This is a genomic window from Marinobacter sp. tcs-11 (assembly GCF_002049515.1).
Taxonomy (GTDB): Bacteria; Pseudomonadota; Gammaproteobacteria; order Pseudomonadales; family Oleiphilaceae; genus Marinobacter; species Marinobacter nauticus.
In genome coordinates this window covers 86,159-107,785 of the sequence record NZ_LLYU01000002.1, presented here as the reverse complement: position 1 = coordinate 107,785, position 21,627 = coordinate 86,159, and the positions used below count along the sequence as shown (strand labels likewise).

Here is a 21,627-nt window from a genome sequence, read left to right as displayed (position 1 = left end):
TTTCTTTCTGACAAAAGCGTGGGTTATTCATACAGCTATTAACCATTATCGAAAATCCCTGTTTGCCTTGATATTCGTCAGTGCTTATCATCCCGCACCCTTTAACGCACCAATTCAGGGCATAAACAGGCAGTATGGGACGCAGGAACGAACAACTCCGCTGGCAACTGGCCAAAGGACTGGTCCAGGCGCTGCACCTGGAGCGCCTGGCGAGCAAGTACAGCCGTACCACGGTGATGGCGGTGTTCAACCTGGTTAATGGCGGGTTCAGTATTGCTTTGGTGTCGTTTGTGGCGTTGGTTACGCAGGAGGCTTTCATTTTCCCCTCCCTCGGTGCCACGGCTTTTATTCTGTTCTATGTGCCCATGGCGCAACCGGCGTCTCCCAGAAACACACTCTGCGGTCACCTGATCGGCGCCCTGATGGGCTTGCTGGCTCTGTATGTTTTCGGGCTGCAGGGGCAGGCGTCGGCGTTCATGACGGGTGTTGATCTGCCCAGGGTGGGTGCGGCGGCTTTATCGCTGGGGCTTACCAGCTGCCTGATGGTGGTGTTTCGGGTGGCTCACCCTCCGGCCGGTGCCACGGCACTGATCGTTTCCCTGGGCCTGATGCCCAACCCGGCGCAGTTGCCAGTGCTCATGGCGGGAGTGGCGTTGCTGTTGGCCCATGCCTTTGTGATGAACCGGCTGGCAGGTATTCCCTATCCGCTCTGGTCGGCCAGCACGGGTTCCGCTCCCATTCGGCAGCAGGCCCCAGCGGCCGATTGAGACTTACTTCTTCACCCATTTGCCGTTGATCAACACAAACTGACCTGCGGGCGTTTTTTCAATGGCTTTCTGACCGGCCACGGTTTCAACCTGTGTCACCGGAATGTCGTGTTTTTCGGCGATACGGGTGTATTCGTCCCGGCGAGCCTGATTAATGGCTTTCACCACGGCCTGGGCATCGCCCTCTGCGCGCACTACATCCAGGTAGCCGGTTGGTGTTTCCCCTACCAGGCCCTGCTGTTTGACGGTGTCCAGTTTCTGTTTCGCTTCTTCCAGCCCCATGGCCAGCGCCGGTATTGCTATGGCGAGTGCCAATACAAAGGCGCCCAGTTGTATCAGTCGTTTCATATTCAACCCCTTGATCAGCCGTTGGCATTGCCCGGTCTCGCTCAGAACAGCCCCTGTTCGCTGAACAGCTCGTCCACTTCTTTGTCCACCTTCACGTAGATTTCATGCTGAATCTTTACGTTCAGGTTGACGGTAATCGGTTCTTTTGGTGCCGCCATCTGCACAGTGGGTGTGCACGCAAATAGCGCCAGCGGCAACATTAAAACCAGGAATGTTCTGGCCGCCAGTGGCCGGCACCAACGCCATAGGTTTGTCATGGCACTGCCTCCTGCCCGGATTTTTGTAGCCGTTCCCGAACCCTTTCGGTCACGGCTTCGTTCACCCTGCCACTCAGCTGAAGGCTGGTTAACAGGGCGGGGATATCCTCTTCAAGATTGATGTTGAGCACAACCGGCTGCCTGCCACGAAGATCCGGATTTTCACCTTCCAGCCTCAGGCCGAGTGCCAGCTTGCCCTCTTCATCGTAGTCTATCGTGCTCTCCAGCACCGAATAGTGAAAGTTTTGCAAAGCTTGCACCACCAGCTCCATGGCATCGCTGCTGCCCAACATGGCCTGCAGGCTTTCTGCCGGCATGATAAGTTTGCCACCCGGCAATACCGCCCTTAGTGCGCCCTGGTCTACTCGCACACCAGCGTCGGTCACCGCGACCGGAATCCTGCCCGTTAATGAGCCAGTGCCGGAGAAGCCCTCTGCCGGATACACCTGCAGCAGTCGTTCCAGAGAAAGATCATAGACATCAATGGGAACATGCCAGGGACGATTCGAGAGGTCCACAGTGCGCGGCGCTACGCGAAGCCGGCCACCCAGAAACTCGGCTGTCGCCTGCTGAACGGCAAGCTGCCCCCTGAGCGGCGCAGCCAGGTTGGCTTCGTAATCCGCCAGGAGCTGAATCGGCCCAATGCCGATTCCGGAATCGACTTCGCCTATCCGGATGTCTCGCAGTGCGGTGGTTAGTGTGTCCGCTTCCAGGGCAAACAACAGGCGCCCACTCAGGTTGGTGAGCGCCGTACGGTCCATTACCCCGGACACATCCTTAAGATCCAACCAGGCATCAGCCGCCAGTGGTTCATTGGAATTCAACCTGAGATTTGCCTGAAGTGTCAGTTCACCGTTTTCCAGCGACAGCAATTCCGGCCAGTTCAGGAGCGTGGCCGCAAGCGCCTCTCCCGCGTTCTGCGCTGCCATGGCCGCGCGGATGTCGGCTGTAAAGTTGCTCTCCGACCCGCTACGCAAGACGAGATTGGCTGTCAGGCCGGAGTTGGCATTCAGCGTCCCTTCAAGCTCCAGATCTGCCAGCGTTCCGCTCGCCTTGCCCTGAAACCACCAGCGTTGGGGCTTCAGGCTCGGGTGGCGGATTTCCGCTACGTCGATGCGCACATTTCCGGAGATGCGGGTGCGTTCCGGCATAGCACCCGGGGCGCCAAGATCAACGCTTACTTCGGTATCCGCGAGATCCAGCTGAACATCAATTAACTCTGCGGGGGTGCTTCCGGATTGCCGGGCAATGCGGGCTAATGTCAGCCGGGACCCCGGGCGGAAGGTAACGCCGACCTGCTTGTTACTTGCTTCAACGGAATTGACGATATCTGCGTGAATGCCCGTCGCTTTCCAGCCGGCGATTTCATAGTCAGGCAGCGCCAGGTCCATCCGACCTTGCTGGAGCGAGAACGTCCATGGCGTGGCATTTGCCTGAGAGAGTGTCAGGGCACCAGCCACCACAGCAACCAAACAGAACCAGAGGGCCCGAAAGAAGCTGGCTGGGGATCTTGGCGGTGGCAGTATCATCCAGTCGTTCCGATAAATTGGATTACTCCATGCAGGTATAGAGAGCCGGATTTAGGATACTACGGAGGCAGGGCTGATCATATTTCGTGTTAGACTCCACTCCGAATTTTTCTGTATCCGGAATACGATGACTTCTGAACAAGCCACCACCAAGGCCCTGTCCCGCCGGTTCTGCGTCGCCCCCATGATGGACTGGACAACCCCGCACTTTCGTTACCTGGCCCGCATCCTCAGCAGGCGGGCTCTGCTTTATACCGAAATGGTTACCACAGGTGCGCTCATCCATGGCGATACAGAGCGGTTTCTGCGCCACGATGCTTCAGAGTATCCGCTGGCGCTTCAGCTGGGCGGCAGCGATGCTAACGAGCTGGCCCATTGCGCGCGGCTGGCGCAACAGTTCGGGTTCAGCGAGGTTAACCTGAACGTGGGTTGCCCCAGCGACCGGGTGCAGAACAACATGATCGGCGCCTGTCTGATGGGCCATCCAGACAAGGTAGCAGAGGGCGTGGCCGCAATGATTGAGGCCACCGACCTTCCGGTTACGGTAAAGCACCGCATTGGTATCAACGGCCGGGAATCCTGGGACGAGCTGTGCGAGTTTATTGAAACCGTGGCCGCAGCCGGCTGCAAGACATTCATTGTGCATGCCCGTATTGCCGTTCTTGAAGGCTTGAGCCCGAAGGAAAACCGGGACATTCCGCCGCTCAAATACGACTGGGTGTATCGCCTGAAACAGGCCTATCCGCACCTGGAGATTATCATCAATGGCGGCATCAAAACCTTCGAGGACTGCCATGAGCATCTGGCCCACACCGATGGCGTGATGCTGGGGCGAGAGGCCTACCACAATCCCTGGTTGCTGGCCGAGGTAGACACTGAACTATTTGGTGAGCCACCGGCCGTTACCAGCCGCCATGAGGCCCTCCGGGCCATGTTCCCGTTCATTCAGCAGGAGCTGGACCGGGGCGCGTACCTCACCCACATTACCCGCCATATCATGGGCCTGTTCCTGGGGCAGCCGGGGGGACGGCAGTTCCGCCGTCATCTGAGTGAGAATGCCAACAAACCCGGCTCCGGGCTGGAAGTGGTCGAACAGGCGCTGGCGAAAGTCAGAGAACCGGAACCCAGTTTGGAAACCTGATCGCCACCATACCTTTTGTTGTCTTGTTACTGTCGTAAGCTGCCGTTATTGTAGGAGTTAAAAGGGCATTGTGGATGAATGCCCGGATAACACCGAACCATCGGGATGACAGGACGAATGAACAGCAAACTCGAACAGCTTAAAACCATGACCACGGTTGTGGCCGACACCGGCGATATTGATGCTATCCGGCAGTGGCGCCCGGAAGACGCCACCACCAACCCTTCCCTGCTGCTGAAGGCCGCGGCCTCAGAGGCGTATCGCCCCATGCTGGAAAAGGCCGTGGCCTATGCGGCCAAGCACGGTGGCTCGGATGCCGAACAACTTACGGTCGCAACCGACATGTTGGCAGTGCTGGCTGGCAAGGAAATTCTCGGGCTGATTCCGGGCGTGGTCTCCACCGAGGTAGATGCCCGGTTGTCCTTCGACACCTCCGCCACTCTGGAGCGTGCCCGCCGCCTGGTGGACTTTTACGACCGCCAGGGCGTGGACACTAACCGTGTTCTGATCAAGATTGCCTCCACCTGGGAGGGTATCCGTGCAGCAGAGCAGCTTGAGAAGGAAGGCATCCGCTGCAACCTGACGCTGCTTTTCTCTTTTGTGCAAGCAGTGGCGTGTGCCCAGGCCGGCGCCCATCTGATTTCACCGTTCGTGGGCCGTATCCTCGACTGGCACCTGGCCAGCTCCGGGCGCGACAGCTATCCGGCCGAGGAAGATCCTGGCGTACTTTCGGTTTCACGCATCTACAATTACTACAAGGCCAATGGCTTTAATACGGTGGTAATGGGTGCCAGCTTCCGCAACACCGGCGAAATCGAGATGCTGGCCGGCTGCGACCGGCTCACCATCAGTCCGGCACTGCTGCAGGAGCTCAAGGATGATCAGGGCACTCTGGCCAGGAAACTCAACCCGGAGACGGCTTCCTCGCCCGACAAGCCGGGGCAGATTAACGAGAAGCAGTTCCGCTGGGAATCCAACGAAGACGCCATGGCCACCGAGAAGCTGGCTGATGGCATTCGCCGTTTTGCGGCAGACCAGATCGAACTGGAGCACCGGGTTCGCCAGCTCGCGCAGGCGGCCTGACATTTGTTGAAACAAAGTAACTGACCATGATCGAACGCCTGAAGAAACTGTTTTCCGTTGCCGAGTCGGAACCGGTCAAGCCGGATGCACACCAGCTGGCCGTGGCGGCCACTGCCTTGATGGTGCAGCTGTCACGGGTGGATAACCAGGAAGATGAGCGAGAACTTAAGACCATTGTGGACTGCGCGGTTAAGGCTCATCAGATTACCCGGGAAGAGGCTGAGGAAATCCTGAACGATGCCCTGGCCCACGCCGAGGACGCCACGTCGTTGTATCAGTTTACCGGGCAGATTAACGATCATCTGGATCAGCAACAGAAGCAGTCCCTGTTGGAGAGCATCTGGCGGGTAGCCTTTGCCGACGGCCGTATCGACAAATACGAGGAACACCTTATTCGCCGAATGGCAGACCTGCTGCATCTTAATCATCGCGAGTTCATGCAGGCCCGTCACCGGGCGGAAGAATCCGCATCCTGATTCAAGGAGATTCCATGTTAGCCATTCTTCACCCCAACACCGCGCTCGATAGTGAAGCCTATCGCCAGACCATGGAATACCTGGAAAACCTTCCGGGCGTCAGTATCCGGGTACACGAAATTCAGGGTGCCAGCCAGCGACTGACCGAAATCTACCTGCTTGGCGACACCAAATCCCTGGAAAAGGCAGAAATTGAAGCCCTGCCGGCGGTGGAGCGTGCCATCCGGATCTCCGAGGATTACCGCATTCTTGGCCGCCACAAGGATGACAAACGCCAGAGCGGGTTCACCTATAACGGCGTGGAGTTCAGCCAGAACAACCTGAACATTTTCGCCGGCCTTTGCGCGGTGGATGTGCCTGAGCATGTGGAAATGATGCTGCAGGCGCTGGAAGACAACGGAGAGGTATGTACCCGAATGGGGGCCTACAAGCCGCGCACCAACCCTTACTCCTTCCAGGGCCACGGCAAGGGCTGTCTACCCTGGGTGTTCGAGAAAGCAGGCAAGCATGGCATCAAGGTGATTGCCATGGAAATCACCCATGAAAGCCATATCGAGGAAATTGACACCTGCCTGGAAAAACTCGGGCGGCCAACCGGCGTGATGTTGCAGGTAGGCACCCGAAACACCCAGAACTTCGAACTGCTCAAGGCCATTGGCCGGCAGAGCACCTATCCGGTGCTCCTCAAGCGTGGTTTCGGTATCACCCTGAACGAATCCCTGAATGCAGCCGAGTATCTGGCCAGCGAGGGCAACGCCAACGTCATTTTCTGTTTACGCGGTATGAAAACCGAGGCCGGCCTGCCCCACCGCAATATGGTGGACTTTGCCCATGTGCCTGCGGTCAAACGCCTGACCCGCATGCCGGTGTGTGTGGATCCGTCCCACTCCGTGGGCAGCCGGGACCAGTCACCGGATGGTATTCTTGATGTGATGCACGCAACCGCACAGGGCGTCGTTGCCGGTGCAAACATGGTGCTGGTGGACTTCCACCCGAAACCGGAGAAAGCTCTGGTAGACGGCCCTCAGGCGCTTCTGATGAACGAATTACCGGCCTACCTGGAAGATATTCGCCTGTGCCACGAGACCTGGAAGAAACGCCAGGCCATCTACCAACGCCTCAGGGAAACTACAGCAGAATGATCGTTTATGGTCACCGTGGAGCCAAAGGAGAGGCTCCAGAAAACACCATGCCTGGCTTCATCCATGCCCACCGGCATGGTATCCGGCATTTTGAGCTGGATCTGGTGCTGTCTAAAGACGGCATTCCTGTGCTGGTGCACGATCTGACCGTGGACCGCACCACCGGCCAGAAAGGCAGTGTCGGCAAGTATACCGCCGCCGAACTGGCCGAGATGGATGCGCGCCGCAATACCAGCTCATGGTCCCGGAAAACCGGCATTCCCTCGCTGGAGAATCTGCTCAATCAGTTTGATGACATTGAGCACCTTCAACTGGAAGTGAAAAAGGATACACGGCACAGGCTGAACATCCTGTGCAATCGCCTGACCGAGATCATCCAGCGCCGGGATTTGTACCAGACGGCCGCCATCACCTCTTCCGATCCCTGGTTTCTGCGAGAAATCCGGCGGCGCGACAAAAACATACGCATCGGCCTGGTAGCCGAGCGCAAGTTTCCCAAGCCACTGAACCTGGCCACCCGGCTGGGCTGCGAATATTTCTGTGTGAACTGGAAAATACTGACCAAAGGCATGGTCGAGACGGCACATCGGCGGAATATGCATGTCTCTACCTGGACGGTTAACCGTATCCACGACATGCTGCTTCTGGAAGAGATGGGGGTCGACAGTATTATCACCGATTACCCCACCAGCACCCGTATGTTTTTCGACAACCGGGCCAAGGCGGTGTTGAACCTGCCGATACGGGAAATCTCACCAGAGCCCGCCTGAAGCAGGGCTCTGGTGGGCAACGGTCTGATCAGAAGATTCGGTTCAGGCCGTTCAGGGCAGCTACCCGATAGGCTTCCGCCATGGTCGGGTAGTTGAAGGTGGTGTTGATAAAGTAGTTCAGGGAATTGGCTTCCCCTTCCTGGTTCATGATGGCCTGGCCGATGTGAACAATCTCGGCGGCCTGGTCACCAAAGCAGTGTATCCCCAGAATTTCCCGGGTCTCCCGGTGGAACAGAATCTTCAGCATGCCCACGGCTTCGCCGGTAATCTGCGCCCTCGCCAGATCCTTGAAGAACGCCTGGCCGACATCGTATGGCACTTTGGCTTCGGTCAGTTCGCGCTCGGTTTTACCAACAGAGCTGATTTCCGGAATGGTATAAATGCCGGTAGGCACGTCGTCCACAAAGCGGAAATACTCGTCCTGGGTAATGTCAGACGAGGCCGCCCGCCCCTGGTCGTAGGCGGCACTGGCCAGGCTTGGCCAGCCAATCACATCGCCGGCAGCATAGATATGCTCGACTTCCGTGCGGTAATGCTCGTCTACCGCCAGCTGGCCCCGGCTGTTCGGTGTCAGGCCCACGTTCTCAAGCCCCAGATTCTCGGTATTGCCGCTACGGCCATTACACCACAGGAAGGCATCGGCCCGAATCTTCTTGCCGGATTGCAGTGACAGTACAACGCCGTGATCGTCACCTTTCACGGATTCATACTGCTCATTGTGGCGAACCAATACACCGTTGTTACGCAGGTGGTAACTCAGGGCATCGGAAATTTCATCATCCAGGAACGACAGCAAGCGACTGCCCGGGTTGATCAGGTCTACCTTCACACCCAGTCCAGCAAAGATAGAGGCGTATTCCGACCCAATGACACCGGCACCGTAGATAATCAGGGTACGCGGGGTGTGGGACAGATTCAGAATGGAGTCTGAGTTGTAGATCCGATGATGACGGAAGTCGACATCGGGCGGCAGGTACGGGCGGGAACCGGTGGCAATGATGGCCTGTTTGAAATGGATGGTTTCCACAGACTTGTTGCCACGGATTTCCAACCGGTGCTTGTCGACAAATGCGGCACGGCCGTTGATAAGGTCTACCCGGTTACGGGAATAGAACTGAGTGCGCAGCTTCACCTGTTTGCCAATCACCTTCTGGGCGTTCTGCAATACCCGCGGAAAAGAGAACCAGCGCGGTTCACCAATGTCCCGGAACATCTGGTTGGTGTTGAAGGTGATGATCTGCTTGACCGAGTGACGCAGTGCCTTGGACGGAATGGTGCCCCAGTGGGTGCAGTTACCGCCAACCGTAGGCTTGTCTTCAATGATGGCGACGCGCCTGTTGTGCTTCGCCGCATTCATTGCCGCCCCTTCTCCCGAAGGACCGGCGCCAATAACCACCACGTCGTAATGATGCTCTGCCATGCGCGCACTGACTCCTTATCTACACTCTGAAAGCGTAGCTATAGTTATTAATGTATTGTTGGCCTGGAGCGGTTATTTGTCGGCCTTGGTGGCATCGTATGCCAGGTCTTCCGCTTTTACTGGCTCATCCGAGCCGCTCCGGCTCTCTTCGCATTTCTGGGTATTGCCCCCGCAAATCTCACAGGAAGTACTGATTCCCAGAGCGCCAATACCACCGCAGGTTCCGCTGATCGGCTTTCGACCGAAAATCACACCGATCGACATACCGGCAATCAGCAGCACCACAATAAACAACACCAAAAGAAAGGTACCCATTACTGCCCTCCTTTACTGGACAAGGTAAGACGAGAACGCCGGTGTTTGGTGGGTTTCAAAGCCGTTGTCTCCCCTCACAATAAAAAAAGCGGGAATGTTTTCACGGGTTGCCAGGCCCATGGCCTTGTCAAAACCCATCACATTAAAGCCGGTTGCCAAGGCATCTGCCGTCATACAGTCTTCTGCAATAACCGTAACCGATGCCAGTCGATGACCAATCGGCTTTCCCGTCTCAGGGTCTATTGTATGGGAGTACCGCTGGCCGTTCGATTCGTAATAGTTACGATAATCGCCGGACGTCGCCATGGCCTGAGCATCCAGCGCCACCACACTATTTACTGCCCGGCCCTGCTCTATCGGTTGCTCAATAGCCAGACGCCAGGCGGTACCGTCCGGCTTGCGTCCATTGGTACGCACTTCGCCGCCCACTTCCACAAGGTAAGCGCCAACACCTTCACTGTCGAGGTAACGGGCCACCGCATCCACGCCATAGCCCTTGGCAATACCCGACAGATCAATGTACTGGGGCTTCTCGCTGCGAATGGCACTGGCCAATTCATCGAACTCCAGGTGCTCCCAACCGGTGCCACCAAGTACGGTGTTCAGTTCATCGTCGGAGGGTATCTGTTCAGGCCGCGCCTTGGGCCCAAACCCCCAGAGATTCACTACCGGGCCAATGGTCACGTCGAACGCCCCACCCGTCAGTTCAGCAATCTCGACTGACCGCCGGATAACCTCGAACAATGCCGGCGAAAGCTCAATCCACTCCGACTGGTCCCGCAGACTGTTCAGTTGAGACAGCTCGGAATCCGGCTTCCAGGTCGACATGGCATTGTCCACCTGATCCAGCGTGCTCTCAATGCCCTTGGCCAGAGTCTGAAGCCGTTGCTCATCTTCTGGCAATACGACGTTAATGTGATAGGTCGTCCCGAAAATCCCGCCAGAGATCTCCCAGACTTTTTCTTCTTCCTGAAACGAACAACCCGCCAGGGTGGCCAGAGCCAGCGCCATAAAGACGCTGACCACGGCTACCCTGGCGGGTCGAAACATGCGGGATGTCATGCGGTCTGATTAACCTCCGAAGTCATCCAGCATGATGTTCTCGTCTTCTACACCAAGATCTTTCAACATCTTGATCACAGACGCGTTCATGATTGGGGGTCCACACATGTAGAACTCACAGTCTTCCGGAGCCGGATGGTCCTTCAGATAGTTTTCGTACAACACGTTGTGGATAAAGCCCGTAGGGCCGTTCCAGTCATCGGTTGGCAGGGGGTCTGAAAGCGCCACGTGCCACTCGAAGTTGTCGTTCTCTGCAGCCAGACCGTCGAAGTCTTCCACGTAGAACATTTCGCGTACGCTACGCGCACCGTACCAGAAGCTGATCTTGCGCTTGGAGTTCAGGCGCTTGAGCTGGTCGAAGATGTGGGAGCGCATGGGCGCCATACCGGCACCACCACCGATAAACACCATTTCCGCATCGGTATCCTTGGCGAAGAACTCACCAAACGGTCCCATGACGGTGACCTTGTCACCCGGCTTCAGGTTGAACACGTAAGTGGACATGATACCTGGCGGATGATCAGTTCCAGGAGGCGGCGTAGCGATACGGATGTTGAACTTGAGAAGACCTTTTTCTTCCGGGTAGTTCGCCATGGAATAGGCCCGGATGGTTTCTTCCTTGTTCACGCCCTTGTAGCGCCAGATATCGTGCTTGTCCCAGTCCTCGTGGAACTCTTCCTCGATGTCGAAATCCTTGAAGTTGATTTCGTACGGAGGGCATTCCAGCTGCACGTAACCGCCGGCGCGGAAGTCTACTTCCTCGCCTTCAGGCAACTTCAGTACCAGTTCCTTGATGAAAGTAGCTACGTTGTGGTTGGAGATAACCTCACATTCCCACTTCTTCACACCGAAGAACTCTTCCGGCACTTCAATCTTCATGTCCTGCTTCACAGGAACCTGGCAAGACAGGCGCCAGCCTTCTTTTTCTTCACGATTAGTGAAGTGGGTCTTTTCCGTGGGCAGCATGGCGCCACCGCCGTCCAGAACCTTGCACTTGCACTGGGCACAGGTACCGCCACCGCCACAGGCAGAGGACAGGTAGATGCCGCTGTTGGCCAGAGTACCCAGCAGCTTACCGCCCGCGGCGGTCTTGAGCGTGTGCTCGGGGTCGTCGTTGATCTCAATGGTCACGTCACCGGTGCTTACCAGCTTGGAGCGGGCTGCGAGGATAACCGCAACCAGCGCCAGAACGATAACGGTGAACATGACCACGCCGAGAATAATTTCTGTATTCATGGTCTCGCCTTTTCGTTAAACCGAATCACCGGGTGAATTACAGGGAGATGCCTGAGAACGACATGAAACCCAGTGACATCAGACCAACGGTAATGAAGGTGATGCCAAGGCCACGCAGTCCGTTCGGAACATCGCTGTACTTGAGCTTTTCACGGATACCCGCCAGAGCAATGATGGCAAGAGCCCAGCCAACGCCAGCGCCGAAGCCATACACCAAACTCTCGCCAAAGGTGTAGTCACGCTCAACCATGAACAGTGACGCCCCAAGGATGGCGCAGTTAACCGTAATCAGCGGCAGGAACACACCCAGCGCCGCGTACAGGGCCGGAATGTATTTATCCAGCACCATTTCCATGATCTGTACGATCGCGGCGATTACCCCGATATACGTCAGCAATCCGAGAAAGCTCAGGTCTACGTTCGGCAGGCCAGCCCAATCCAGGGCGCCTTCGCGCAGAACGCTGTTGTACAGAAGGTTGTTCACCGGAACGGTGACCGTCAGCACGACCACCACGGCAATGCCAAGACCGGTTGCGGCCTCGATCTTCTTGGAGATGGCCAGGAAGGTACACATCCCCAGGAAGAAGGCCAGCGCCATGTTTTCAACAAAAACAGCCTTCAGAATCAAGCTGATATAATGCTCCATCAGAAGGCCTCCTTGGCGACATGGCGAGACATTTTATAGTCCGGCTCTTCAACCTGCTCCGGCTTCCAGGTCCGCAGACCCCAGATCGCCAGGCCGATAATAAAGAACGCACTCGGCGGCAGCAGCAACAAGCCGTTAGGAATGTACCAGCCACCTTCGTTCACCACCGGCATCAGGGAGACACCGAACAGTGAGCCGGCGCCCAGCAATTCACGGAAGAAGGCAACGAAGATCAGGAGTACCGAGTAGCCCAGACCGTTACCAACGCCGTCCAGGAAGCTCAGCCAGGGGCCGTTCTTCATGGCAAAGCCTTCCGCGCGGCCCATAACGATGCAGTTGGTGATAATCAGACCAACGAACACTGAGAGCTGCTTGGAAATCTCGTAGGCATAGGCCTTGAGCACCTGGTCAACCACGATTACCAGGGAGGCGATAATGGTCATCTGCACGATGATCCGGATACTGCCCGGAATCTGGGTGCGTACCAGGGACACGGCCAGGTTGGAAAATGCGGTAACGGCAATAACCGCCGCGCACATAACAAGTGTAACGTTCATGCTGGTGGTAACCGCCAGCGCTGAACAGATCCCCAGGATCTGCAGGGCAATCGGGTTATTGCTGAAGATCGGTTCGAAGAGAACCTGTTTGGCTGATGCATCTGCCATGATCAGACCTCCCCTTCACGAAGTTTTTGCAGGAACGGCGCGTATCCGCGGTCGCCCATCCAGTAGTTAACCAGTTGCTCAACGCCGCGACTGGTCAACGTTGCCCCGGACAGAGCATCCACTTTATGCTGCCTTTTTTTTGCATCAACGTTTACGCCACCTTTAACCAGTTTGATCTGCGGTTCAGTGCGATCACCATCATAAACTTTCTTCCCCACCCACTGCGACTTCCAGCGTGGATTGTCTACCTCCCCACCGAGGCCCGGAGTTTCGGCGTGGGAGTAAAAGCCAAGCCCTTCAATGGTGTTCAAATCACCTTCCAGCGAAATGAAGCCATACAATGTAGACCAGAGGCCATAACCATGAATTGGCAGTACCACACGCACTAGCTCTCCGTTCTCGCTCAGCGTATACACCCTGGCAACATTCGGCCGGCGCTTGATGCCAGCCTTGTCTTCCGAGGAAGGAATATCCGTAGACAACTGAGGGTCCGAGGCAGCCTTGTACATATCATATTTCATGGGCTCAGCAACACCAACGGCGGAAGGCTTTACAAATTTACCAGTATCCAAATCCACCAGGCGAACATCGAAACTCTCGAATTTCTGCAAAATCTGCTCTGCAGTATCGCCTTGATCCAGCATACCTGCGGCAGAGAGAATGTTCGTTGTCATATCAAGATGCTGATTCTTGACCTGGGCAGGTCTGAGCATGACCGCCGCGGTGGATACCACGACAGAGAACACGATACTCAGCACCAGCGCAACGATCAGCGTGCGGGAGACGGTTTCTTTAGCTTTAGCCACGAGCAAGCCTCCGTTTGATGTTGGCCTGAACCACGTAATGGTCCATCAATGGCCCGAACAGGTTTGCGAACAGGATGGCAAGCATGATGCCTTCCGGGAACGCCGGATTGATCACGCGGATCAGCACAGTCATCACGCCTACCAGAATACCGAAACACCAGCGACCCGTGTCAGTCATCGCGGCGGACACCGGATCCGTCGCCATGAACATCATGCCAAAGGCAAACCCGCCCATGACCAGATGCCAATGCGCCGGAACCGCGAACATCGGATTGGTCTCGGAACCTATGATGTTTAGCAGCAGCGACATGCCGATCATACCGATCAACACACCTCCGACGATGCGATAGGAGGCAATCTTCATCCCCAACAGGATCAGGCCACCAATCAGAATGGCCAGTGTCGAGGTCTCACCCATCGAGCCCTGAATGGTGCCCATGAAGGCGCTCATCCAGCCAATTTGAGCTTCCAGAGCTTCCAGACCACCACTGGCGGCCCAGCTCAGCGCCGTCGCGCCACTGAAGCCGTCAACCGCAGTCCAGACGGTGTCGCCGGAAATCTGCGCCGGATAGGCGAAGTACAGGAAGGCACGACCGGTCAGGGCCGGGTTCAGGAAGTTCTTGCCGGTACCGCCGAACACTTCCTTACCGATCACCACACCGAAGGTGATACCCAGGGCCACCTGCCACAGCGGGATGGTGGGCGGGCAGATCAGTGCAAACAGTACGGAGGTCACAAAGAAGCCTTCGTTCACTTCGTGCTTGCGCACGGTGGCAAACAGGACTTCCCAGAAACCACCCACAATGAAGGTAACCGCGTAGATGGGCACAAAGTACGCCAGGCCATATACGAAGTTATCCCAAAGGCCGGCTCCGGCTCCGGTTACCGCCAGGGCGGTAATGAAGGCTTCACGCAGGCCGCCGTCGGCAATCTGGGCGCCGGCATTTTCTGCCAGGAAGCTGTTGGCCTGGAAACCGATGTTCCACATACCGAAGAACATGGCCGGGAAGGTACACAGCCACACAGTGATCATGATGCGCTTGAGGTCTACGCCATCACGCACATGGGAGGTGGTCTTGGTTACGCTCGCAGGCGAGTAGAAAATTGTATCAACGGCTTCGTACAGGGCGTACCAGCGCTCGTACTTGCCGCCTTTTTCAAAGTGATGCTCGATTCCATCGAGAAACTGTCGGATTGCCATCGTATTAGCCCTCGATTTCGATTCGGGTCAGGTTCTCGCGGAGAATCGGACCGTATTCATATTTGCCGGGGCACACGAAGGTGCACAGCGCCAGATCTTCTTCGTCCAGCTCCAGGGCACCCAGTTTCTGTGCCATTTCAGTGTCGCCCACAATCAGTGCGCGCAGCAGCTGGGTTGGCAGGATATCCAGCGGCATAACCTGTTCATACGCACCTACCGGCACCATGGCTCGCTCACTGCCATTGGTGGTGGTGGTAAAGTTGAACAGCTTGCCCGGGTTAAGCTTGGACAGATAGATATTCAGCACCGAGAACTTGTTGGGGCCCGGAGACAACCAACCCATGAACTCACGCTTGCTCTGCTCTTCCAGCACGCTTACCTGGTTGGCAAAGCGGCCGAGGTAGGCGCAGGGGCCTTCGCCGCGACGGCCACCAAACACAGAACCGGAAATAGCACGAACCTGACAGTCAGTCGCCACTTCGCCGTCCAGCAACTCCTGCAGGCTGGCACCCAGACGGGTACGAACCAGGCGGGGCTTGGAGGCTTTCGGGCCAGCAATCGCCACAATGCGGTCTACCGGCACTTCACCGGTTTCGAACAGCTTGGCGATATCGATGACGTCCTGGTAGTTGATAGACCAGACAGTCTTGCTGGCCGACACCGGATCCAGGTGATGGATATGGGTACCGACATTGCCTGCCGGATGCACGCCATCAAACTGATGCACTTCAATATTGTCAGCCTTGGGCACGGCAACGTTAGAGCCGGGCTTGCCAGTCACAAACACTTTGCCGTTGGTGAGGCGAGAGATAATAGTCAGGCCCTTTTCAAAAGCCTTGCTATTTTCGCCAATGATAACGGTGGGATCTGCCGCCAGCGGATTGGTGTCCATAACGGATACAAAAATCGAATTCGGCGCAGAATCGATTTCAGGAACCTTGCTGTAGGGGCGCGTACGGAAAGCTGTCCACAGGCCAGACTCTACCAGGTTATCAACCACCTGCTGGCGTTCCAGGCCGGCGAGGTCGGAATCGCTGTAGCGGGCATAGGTTTCCGCATCGTCGCCATCAATTTCGATCACGACAGACTGGAAAACGCGACGCTCACCGCGATTGATTTCTTTCACCACGCCTGCAGCGGGGGAAGTATAACGAACGCCTTCGGTCTTCTTGTCCGTGAACAGCAGCGTACCGCGCTTGACACGGTCTCCCTCTTTCACAGCCATGGTCGGCTTCATGCCGTGATAGTCAAAACCGATCAATGCCACGTGGCGAATCGGCTTGCCATCTGTAATGGTCTGTTCGGGAGCGCCGCTGATGGGAAGATCCAGGCCTTTTTTGATCTTGATCATTAGCCTCATCCAATCATCAGAAACTGTTTCTGTGGATTTGTAACGCCCGGCCCCCTGCGGCCCAGGAAAGGTTGAGAAACGGGGTGCCAGACATACCCAAAATCGCGCCAATTATAGAGATTAAGGAAACCTATTTCCACCGGTAACAAAAATGGTTTTGTACGGCCGAAGTAACAAAAAACCCCGGCAGCTGGCGCTACCGGGGCTTTCTGTCAATCAACTGCCGAGACCGGCCTACGACTTTAGTCGCGGGCGCGCTTCGGGAAGATCGGATAGGTTACGCCGGCCATCTGGTTCACACAACGCACAACCTGGGCGCTGTAGCCGAATTCGTTGTCGTACCACACGTACAGGATCAAACGCTTGCCATTGGCGATGGTAGCCTGGGCATCGACGATACCGGCATGGCGGGAGCCCACGAAATCGGTGGAAACCACTTCCGGAGAGTTCACGAAGTCGATCTGCTTCTGCAGCTCGGAGTGAAGCGCCATATCGCGCAAGTACTCGTTCACCTGCTCGGCATCCACATCACTTTTCAGGTTCAGGTTCAGGATCGCCATGGACACGTTCGGTGTCGGCACCCGGATAGCATTACCGCTCAGCTTGCCTTTCAGCTCTGGCAGAGCTTTGGCAACGGCCTTGGCTGCGCCGGTTTCGGTAATAACCATGTTCAACGGGGCGCTGCGGCCACGACGACTGCCCTTGTGGTAGTTGTCGATCAGGTTCTGATCGTTGGTGTAGGAGTGCACGGTTTCAACGTGACCATCCTCAATACCGTATTCGTCGTTGATGGCCTTCAGTACGGGCGTGATGGCATTGGTGGTACAGGAGGCGGCAGACAGGATCTTGTCTTCGTCGGTGATCCAGTCGTTGTTGATACCATAAACGATGTTCTTGATATCGCCCTTGCCCGGCGCAGTCAGGATCACGCGGCTGACGCCCTTGGATTTCAGGTGAAGGCCCAGGCCAGCTTCATCACGCCACTTACCGGTGTTGTCGACCACGATGGCATTGTTGATGCCGTACTCGGTGTAGTCCACCTTGTCCGGACCATCGGAGTAGATCACCTTGATAAAGTTGCCGTTGGCGATCAGCGCAGAGTTCTCGGCATCGACCGTGATGGTGCCATCGAAAGGACCATGCACGGAGTCACGACGCAGCAGGCTGGCACGCTTTTCCAGATCGTTGTCAGCACCACCCTGGCGAACAACGATCGCACGCAGGCGCAGGTTGTTGCCGCCACCGGCTTTTTCAACCAGGATACGCGCCAGCAGTCGGCCGATCCGGCCAAAGCCGTAAAGCACCACATCCTTCGTTTCTTCCTTGGCATCCTTGGCCGCCTCTTCGGCGTACTTGCCAACCACCGGGCCGATTTCCTTTTTCAGGAACTCGGTGAGGTCACCGCCCTCTGCCTTGAATTTGACCGCCAGCTTGCCAATATCCACGTGAGCGCGGCCAAGCTCCAGCTTGTCCATCGCCTCGAGAATGGGCAGCGTATCGTGAACAGACAGCTCGCTGTCCTCAACCTGACGCACAAAACGATGGGCGCGGATGATATCGATAACAGACTGGTTGATGATCGCACGGCCGTATACGGACGTAACAACGTTGTTTTTACGGTACAGGCGGCCGATCAACGGGATCATCGCTTCTGCGGTAGACTCCCGGTCAGTCCAGTTGGACAGGTGCTGGTTGATCTGTTCGTGACTCACGGTTGGAACCTCGTATAGCACTGGAAATAATTTGGGGCGCACATTATCCAACTTAAAAGGCGATACGGCAAATAGCCGTTTGTCTGCCCCGACCATGACACTGTCACAACCGGGCGATAGAATAGCGCCGCCCCGGCAAATGATGCATTTATTCAGGAGAACGCTTGCCCCATGACCAAAGGCCAGGCCCACGCCCCGCTTATCGCCCCCGCTGCCCCTGAAAAGGCCGCCGACCACAGAAAATGGGGGCAACTGAATGGCTGTGCCGACGCCCTGGCCATCTGCGAGAGCGCCCGCGCCCACAAAGGTCTGACACTGGTCATCACCCAAAGTACCAGCGAAGCCATCCAGCTGGAGCAATCCATCCGGTTTTTCCTGGGGCTGCCCACGGATGAAGACGGCGCCACCGTTTCCTCCGATGGCATTGAGCTTTTGTCGCTCCCCGACTGGGAAACACTGCCCTACGATCTGTTTTCGCCACACCAGGACATTACCTCGAGGCGGATTCGCTCCCTGCACCGGTTACCCGGCACACGCCACGGCATTCTGGTAGTACCGGCACGCACCCTGATGCACCGGCTTGCCCCCCCGAGCTATCTGCAGGGTAATACCCTGCTGCTGGAAGTGGGCCAGACCCTGGATATCGACAGCTGGCGAATGCAACTGGAGGCAGCCGGTTATCATCATACCGACAACGTGTATGAACACGGCGAGTATGCGGTACGGGGGGCCATCCTCGACATTTACCCCATGGGCTCTAACCTGCCCTACCGCATTGATCTGTTCGATGACGAAATCGAAACCCTCCGGACCTTTGACCCGGAAACCCAGAGATCCATCGATAAAACCGAACGCATCGAACTTCTGCCAGCCAACGAATTTCCCTGGCACAAGGAAGCCCGCTCAGGCTTTCGCAATCGCTGGTTTGAATACTTCCCCAATGCCGACAAAGACGCGCCGGTTTACCAGGATGTTACCCACGGCATCACACCGCCTGGCATTGAGTACTATCTTCCACTGTTTTTCGATGAAACCGCCACGCTGTTTGATTATCTGCCGGGCAGCACCCTGGTATTCACCGCCAACGGTCTCAATGATGCCGTCAATGCCTTTGATGCGGAAACCCGGGCCCGTTACGAAGACCGCCGTCACGATCGCCTGCGCCCTATTCTGCCCCCCTCCGAGCTGTTTCTGCAGCCGGATGAAGTGTTCGGGCAACTCAAACACTACCCCCGCATTACCTGCAGCAGTCAGGCCGAAGACGGCGCGGGCGCCAGCAACTGCGGTACCGAATCTCTCCCGGATGTCGCCATGGACGGGCGCGCCGCTGATCCGGCAGGGCGTCTCAAACGGTTCATCCAGGAGTTCCACGGGCGCATCCTGATCTGTGCTGAATCGTCCGGGCGCCGGGAGGCGCTGATTGACAACCTGGCCGATCACAAGCTCAAGCTGGCAACCGTGCAGAGCTGGTCGGAATTCCTCGAAAACGAGAGCACCACTCTGGCCATCACCATTGCCCCACTGGAACAGGGCATGGTGTTGCCCGGCCAGAATCTGGCACTGATTACCGAAACGGCGTTGTTTGGCGAGCGGGTGCTGCAGCGTCGCCGGCGCCAGAAACCAACCGAAACCGACGATGCCGGCTACCGGGACCTGTCTGAACTGAGAATTGGCGCACCGGTCGTGCATATCGACCATGGCGTAGGGCGCTACAAGGGGCTGGAGACACTCACCGCCGGCGGCCAATCCGACGAATTCCTGACCCTGGAATACGCCGGCGGCTCCAAACTCTATGTACCGGTGTCCAGCCTGCACCTGATTTCCCGTTACGCCGGCACCGATGAGGAACACGCACCGCTCCACAAGCTCGGAACAGAACGCTGGAGCAACGCCAAGCAAAAAGCGCTGGAAAAAATCCGCGACACCGCCGCAGAACTGCTGGATGTTTACGCCCGCCGGGAAGCCCGGAAAGGCTTCCAGTTTGAGGACCCGAAAGAGGCCTATCGGACCTTTGCTGCCGGCTTCCCGTTTGAGGAGACGCCGGACCAGCAGGTGGCCATCGAATCGGTGTTCGAGGATATGACGAGCGAACGCCCGATGGACCGGCTGGTATGCGGCGATGTCGGCTTCGGTAAAACCGAAGTCGCCATGCGCGCGGCTTTTCTGGCCACCTGGTCTGGCAAACAGGTGGCCGTGCTGGTGCCCACTACTCTTCTGGCCCAGCAACATTACGAGTCGTTCCGTGACCGGTTCTCGGATACGCCGGTAACTGTAGAGCTTCTGAGTCGCTTCCGCAGCGGCAGCCAGACCAGCAAGGCCATCACTGCCATAGAGGAAGGCAAGGCAGATATCGTCATTGGCACCCACAAGCTTCTGCAAGGCGATATCAACTTCAAGAATCTGGGGCTGGTGATTATCGACGAAGAACACCGGTTTGGCGTTCAGCAGAAGGAAAAACTGAAATCCCTGCGGGCCGAGGTGGATATGCTGACCCTCACCGCCACACCGATTCCCAGAACCCTGAACATGGCTATGGGCCACCTGCGCGACCTGTCCATTATCGCGACCCCACCAGCCCGCCGGCTGTCGGTGAAAACCTTTGTGCGCCAGCGCGACGACGCCATGGTGAAAGAAGCGATTCTGCGGGAAATCCTGCGGGGCGGTCAGGTCTATTTCCTGCACAATGATGTCGCCACCATCGAGAAAACCGCGGAAGATCTGCGCAAACTGATTCCGGAGGCGCGGGTGGGTGTGGCACACGGCCAGATGCGCGAGCGCCAGCTGGAACAGATCATGTCGGATTTCTACCACAAGCGTTTCAACGTACTGGTGTGCACCACTATTGTGGAAACCGGCATCGACATCCCCAGCGCCAACACCATTATTATTGAACGGGCAGACAAATTTGGCCTGGCGCAGCTGCACCAGCTTCGGGGTCGCGTGGGCAGGTCTCATCACCAGGCGTACGCCTATCTGCTGACACCACCGCCAAAGGCCATTTCCGCCGATGCAAGGAAGCGACTGGATGCGATTTCCGAATCCCAGGACCTGGGCGCAGGCTTCATGCTGGCCACCCACGACCTGGAAATCCGGGGCGCTGGCGAGCTGCTGGGTGAAGAACAGAGCGGTCAGATCGAAAGCATCGGCTTTACCCTCTACATGCAGCTGCTGGACGAAGCCGTAAAAGCGATTCGCGACGGCCGCACGCCCAACGCCGAGCTGCCTCTCAGCCACGGCACCGAAATGAACCTGCGCATTCCGGCCCTGATTCCCGACGACTACCTGCCAGATGTCCACAACCGCCTGATGCTGTACAAGCGTATTGCCAGCGTGAAGGATCGTGAGGCATTAAAAGAACTTCAGGTTGAGATGATTGACCGCTTCGGATTATTACCGCCCCCGGCCAAGAACCTCATGCGCCAGGCACAGCTACGCTTGCAGGCAGAGACTCTGGGCATCGTGAAAGTGGATGCCGGCAAGGAATGGGTGCGGCTTGAGTTCGGGGCAACGACACCGGTCGACCCTCTCGAACTGGTTAAAAAAGTGCAATCCGCTCCGGATCGATACCGGCTCGAAGGCGCCAACAGCTTTCGCTTCCGGCTGAATGATGACTCAACCGATGGTAAACTCGACGCCATCGCAGCGATGCTCGAAGAACTGGCGCCCGACAAGGCCCCGGCAAAGGCATCATGACAAAAAA

The 21,627-nt window shown here is 56.9% G+C and carries 20 protein-coding genes; 7 read left to right on the top strand and 13 right to left on the bottom strand.

Annotated elements, in window-relative coordinates; translation table 11 throughout:
• The first annotated feature begins 134 nt into the window (after positions 1-134).
• Positions 135-767 (top strand): HPP family protein, encoded by a 633-nt coding sequence (locus ARC85_RS03175; RefSeq protein ID WP_206851568.1) that lies wholly within the window; start codon positions 135-137, stop codon positions 765-767.
• A 3-nt stretch (positions 768-770) separates the two neighbouring features.
• Here the strand turns inward: ARC85_RS03175 and ARC85_RS03170 are convergent, their stop codons facing one another.
• From ARC85_RS03170 to ARC85_RS03160, 3 genes are read right to left on the bottom strand one after another with little or no spacing between them, the layout of a single operon-like run.
• On the bottom strand, positions 771-1,115 hold the full coding sequence (locus tag ARC85_RS03170) for a YdbL family probable chaperone protein (RefSeq protein WP_286714275.1): 345 nt from the start codon (positions 1,113-1,115) through the stop codon (positions 771-773).
• A 41-nt stretch (positions 1,116-1,156) separates the two neighbouring features.
• Positions 1,157-1,372 carry a YnbE family lipoprotein gene (locus tag ARC85_RS03165; protein WP_011785390.1) on the bottom strand — a complete coding sequence of 72 codons (216 nt, stop codon included), beginning with the start codon at positions 1,370-1,372 and terminating at the stop codon, positions 1,157-1,159.
• Positions 1,369-2,901 carry an intermembrane phospholipid transport YdbH family protein gene (locus tag ARC85_RS03160; protein WP_286714274.1) on the bottom strand — a complete coding sequence of 511 codons (1,533 nt, stop codon included), beginning with the start codon at positions 2,899-2,901 and terminating at the stop codon, positions 1,369-1,371. The genes ARC85_RS03165 and ARC85_RS03160 overlap by 4 nt, the downstream gene beginning before the upstream one ends.
• 127 nt (positions 2,902-3,028) lie before the next feature.
• On the opposite strand from ARC85_RS03160, the gene dusA reads away from it, so the two are divergent.
• From dusA to ARC85_RS03135, 5 genes are all read left to right on the top strand, one after another.
• Positions 3,029-4,042, top strand: a complete 1,014-nt coding sequence (gene dusA / locus ARC85_RS03155) for a tRNA dihydrouridine(20/20a) synthase DusA (protein ID WP_286714273.1) — start codon at positions 3,029-3,031, stop codon at positions 4,040-4,042.
• A 117-nt stretch (positions 4,043-4,159) separates the two neighbouring features.
• The gene (tal, locus tag ARC85_RS03150; RefSeq protein WP_153740422.1) at positions 4,160-5,125 is read left to right on the top strand and encodes a transaldolase; all 966 of its coding nucleotides are present in this window, start codon (positions 4,160-4,162) and stop codon (positions 5,123-5,125) included.
• A 26-nt stretch (positions 5,126-5,151) separates the two neighbouring features.
• Complete coding sequence (locus tag ARC85_RS03145) at positions 5,152-5,601, top strand: tellurite resistance TerB family protein (RefSeq protein ID WP_153740423.1); 450 nt, start codon at positions 5,152-5,154, stop codon at positions 5,599-5,601.
• A gap of 14 nt (positions 5,602-5,615) precedes the next feature.
• Positions 5,616-6,743: a 3-deoxy-7-phosphoheptulonate synthase gene (locus tag ARC85_RS03140; protein ID WP_199452207.1), complete on the top strand. Its 1,128-nt coding sequence runs from the start codon at positions 5,616-5,618 to the stop codon at positions 6,741-6,743.
• A complete protein-coding gene (locus ARC85_RS03135) occupies positions 6,740-7,513 on the top strand; it encodes a glycerophosphodiester phosphodiesterase (RefSeq protein ID WP_199452208.1) in 774 nt (257 codons plus the stop codon). Before ARC85_RS03140 ends, ARC85_RS03135 begins: the two co-directional genes overlap by 4 nt.
• Before the next feature lie 28 nt (positions 7,514-7,541).
• On the opposite strand, the gene sthA is transcribed toward ARC85_RS03135, so the two are convergent.
• The 10 genes from sthA to ARC85_RS03085 all read right to left on the bottom strand — a co-directional run bounded on the left by sthA (position 7,542) and on the right by ARC85_RS03085 (position 17,861).
• The gene (sthA, locus tag ARC85_RS03130) at positions 7,542-8,933 is read right to left on the bottom strand and encodes a Si-specific NAD(P)(+) transhydrogenase (protein WP_011785397.1); all 1,392 of its coding nucleotides are present in this window, start codon (positions 8,931-8,933) and stop codon (positions 7,542-7,544) included.
• Between the two features lie 72 nt (positions 8,934-9,005).
• The gene (gene nqrM / locus ARC85_RS03125) at positions 9,006-9,248 is read right to left on the bottom strand and encodes a (Na+)-NQR maturation NqrM (RefSeq protein WP_011785398.1); all 243 of its coding nucleotides are present in this window, start codon (positions 9,246-9,248) and stop codon (positions 9,006-9,008) included.
• Between the two features lie 12 nt (positions 9,249-9,260).
• Positions 9,261-10,310, bottom strand: a complete 1,050-nt coding sequence (locus tag ARC85_RS03120) for an FAD:protein FMN transferase (RefSeq protein WP_011785399.1) — start codon at positions 10,308-10,310, stop codon at positions 9,261-9,263.
• Positions 10,311-10,319: 9 nt separating this feature from the next.
• The gene (nqrF, locus tag ARC85_RS03115; protein WP_011785400.1) at positions 10,320-11,546 is read right to left on the bottom strand and encodes an NADH:ubiquinone reductase (Na(+)-transporting) subunit F; all 1,227 of its coding nucleotides are present in this window, start codon (positions 11,544-11,546) and stop codon (positions 10,320-10,322) included.
• A 37-nt stretch (positions 11,547-11,583) separates the two neighbouring features.
• Positions 11,584-12,192 (bottom strand): NADH:ubiquinone reductase (Na(+)-transporting) subunit E, encoded by a 609-nt coding sequence (gene nqrE, locus ARC85_RS03110; RefSeq protein ID WP_153740429.1) that lies wholly within the window; start codon positions 12,190-12,192, stop codon positions 11,584-11,586.
• Complete coding sequence (locus tag ARC85_RS03105) at positions 12,192-12,857, bottom strand: NADH:ubiquinone reductase (Na(+)-transporting) subunit D (protein ID WP_008175066.1); 666 nt, start codon at positions 12,855-12,857, stop codon at positions 12,192-12,194. The genes nqrE and ARC85_RS03105 overlap by 1 nt, the downstream gene beginning before the upstream one ends.
• A gap of 2 nt (positions 12,858-12,859) precedes the next feature.
• The gene (locus tag ARC85_RS03100; RefSeq protein WP_053112423.1) at positions 12,860-13,663 is read right to left on the bottom strand and encodes a Na(+)-translocating NADH-quinone reductase subunit C; all 804 of its coding nucleotides are present in this window, start codon (positions 13,661-13,663) and stop codon (positions 12,860-12,862) included.
• Positions 13,656-14,864 carry an NADH:ubiquinone reductase (Na(+)-transporting) subunit B gene (locus ARC85_RS03095; RefSeq protein WP_273029794.1) on the bottom strand — a complete coding sequence of 403 codons (1,209 nt, stop codon included), beginning with the start codon at positions 14,862-14,864 and terminating at the stop codon, positions 13,656-13,658. The genes ARC85_RS03100 and ARC85_RS03095 overlap by 8 nt, the downstream gene beginning before the upstream one ends.
• A gap of 4 nt (positions 14,865-14,868) precedes the next feature.
• A complete protein-coding gene (locus ARC85_RS03090; RefSeq protein WP_286714272.1) occupies positions 14,869-16,215 on the bottom strand; it encodes a Na(+)-translocating NADH-quinone reductase subunit A in 1,347 nt (448 codons plus the stop codon).
• 242 nt (positions 16,216-16,457) lie between these two features.
• The gene (locus ARC85_RS03085; RefSeq protein ID WP_370258753.1) at positions 16,458-17,861 is read right to left on the bottom strand and encodes a glyceraldehyde-3-phosphate dehydrogenase; all 1,404 of its coding nucleotides are present in this window, start codon (positions 17,859-17,861) and stop codon (positions 16,458-16,460) included.
• Positions 17,862-18,098: 237 nt separating this feature from the next.
• Between ARC85_RS03085 and mfd the strand changes: the two genes are divergently transcribed.
• Positions 18,099-21,620: a transcription-repair coupling factor gene (mfd, locus tag ARC85_RS03080; protein ID WP_153740432.1), complete on the top strand. Its 3,522-nt coding sequence runs from the start codon at positions 18,099-18,101 to the stop codon at positions 21,618-21,620.
• The last annotated feature ends 7 nt before the right edge of the window (positions 21,621-21,627 follow it).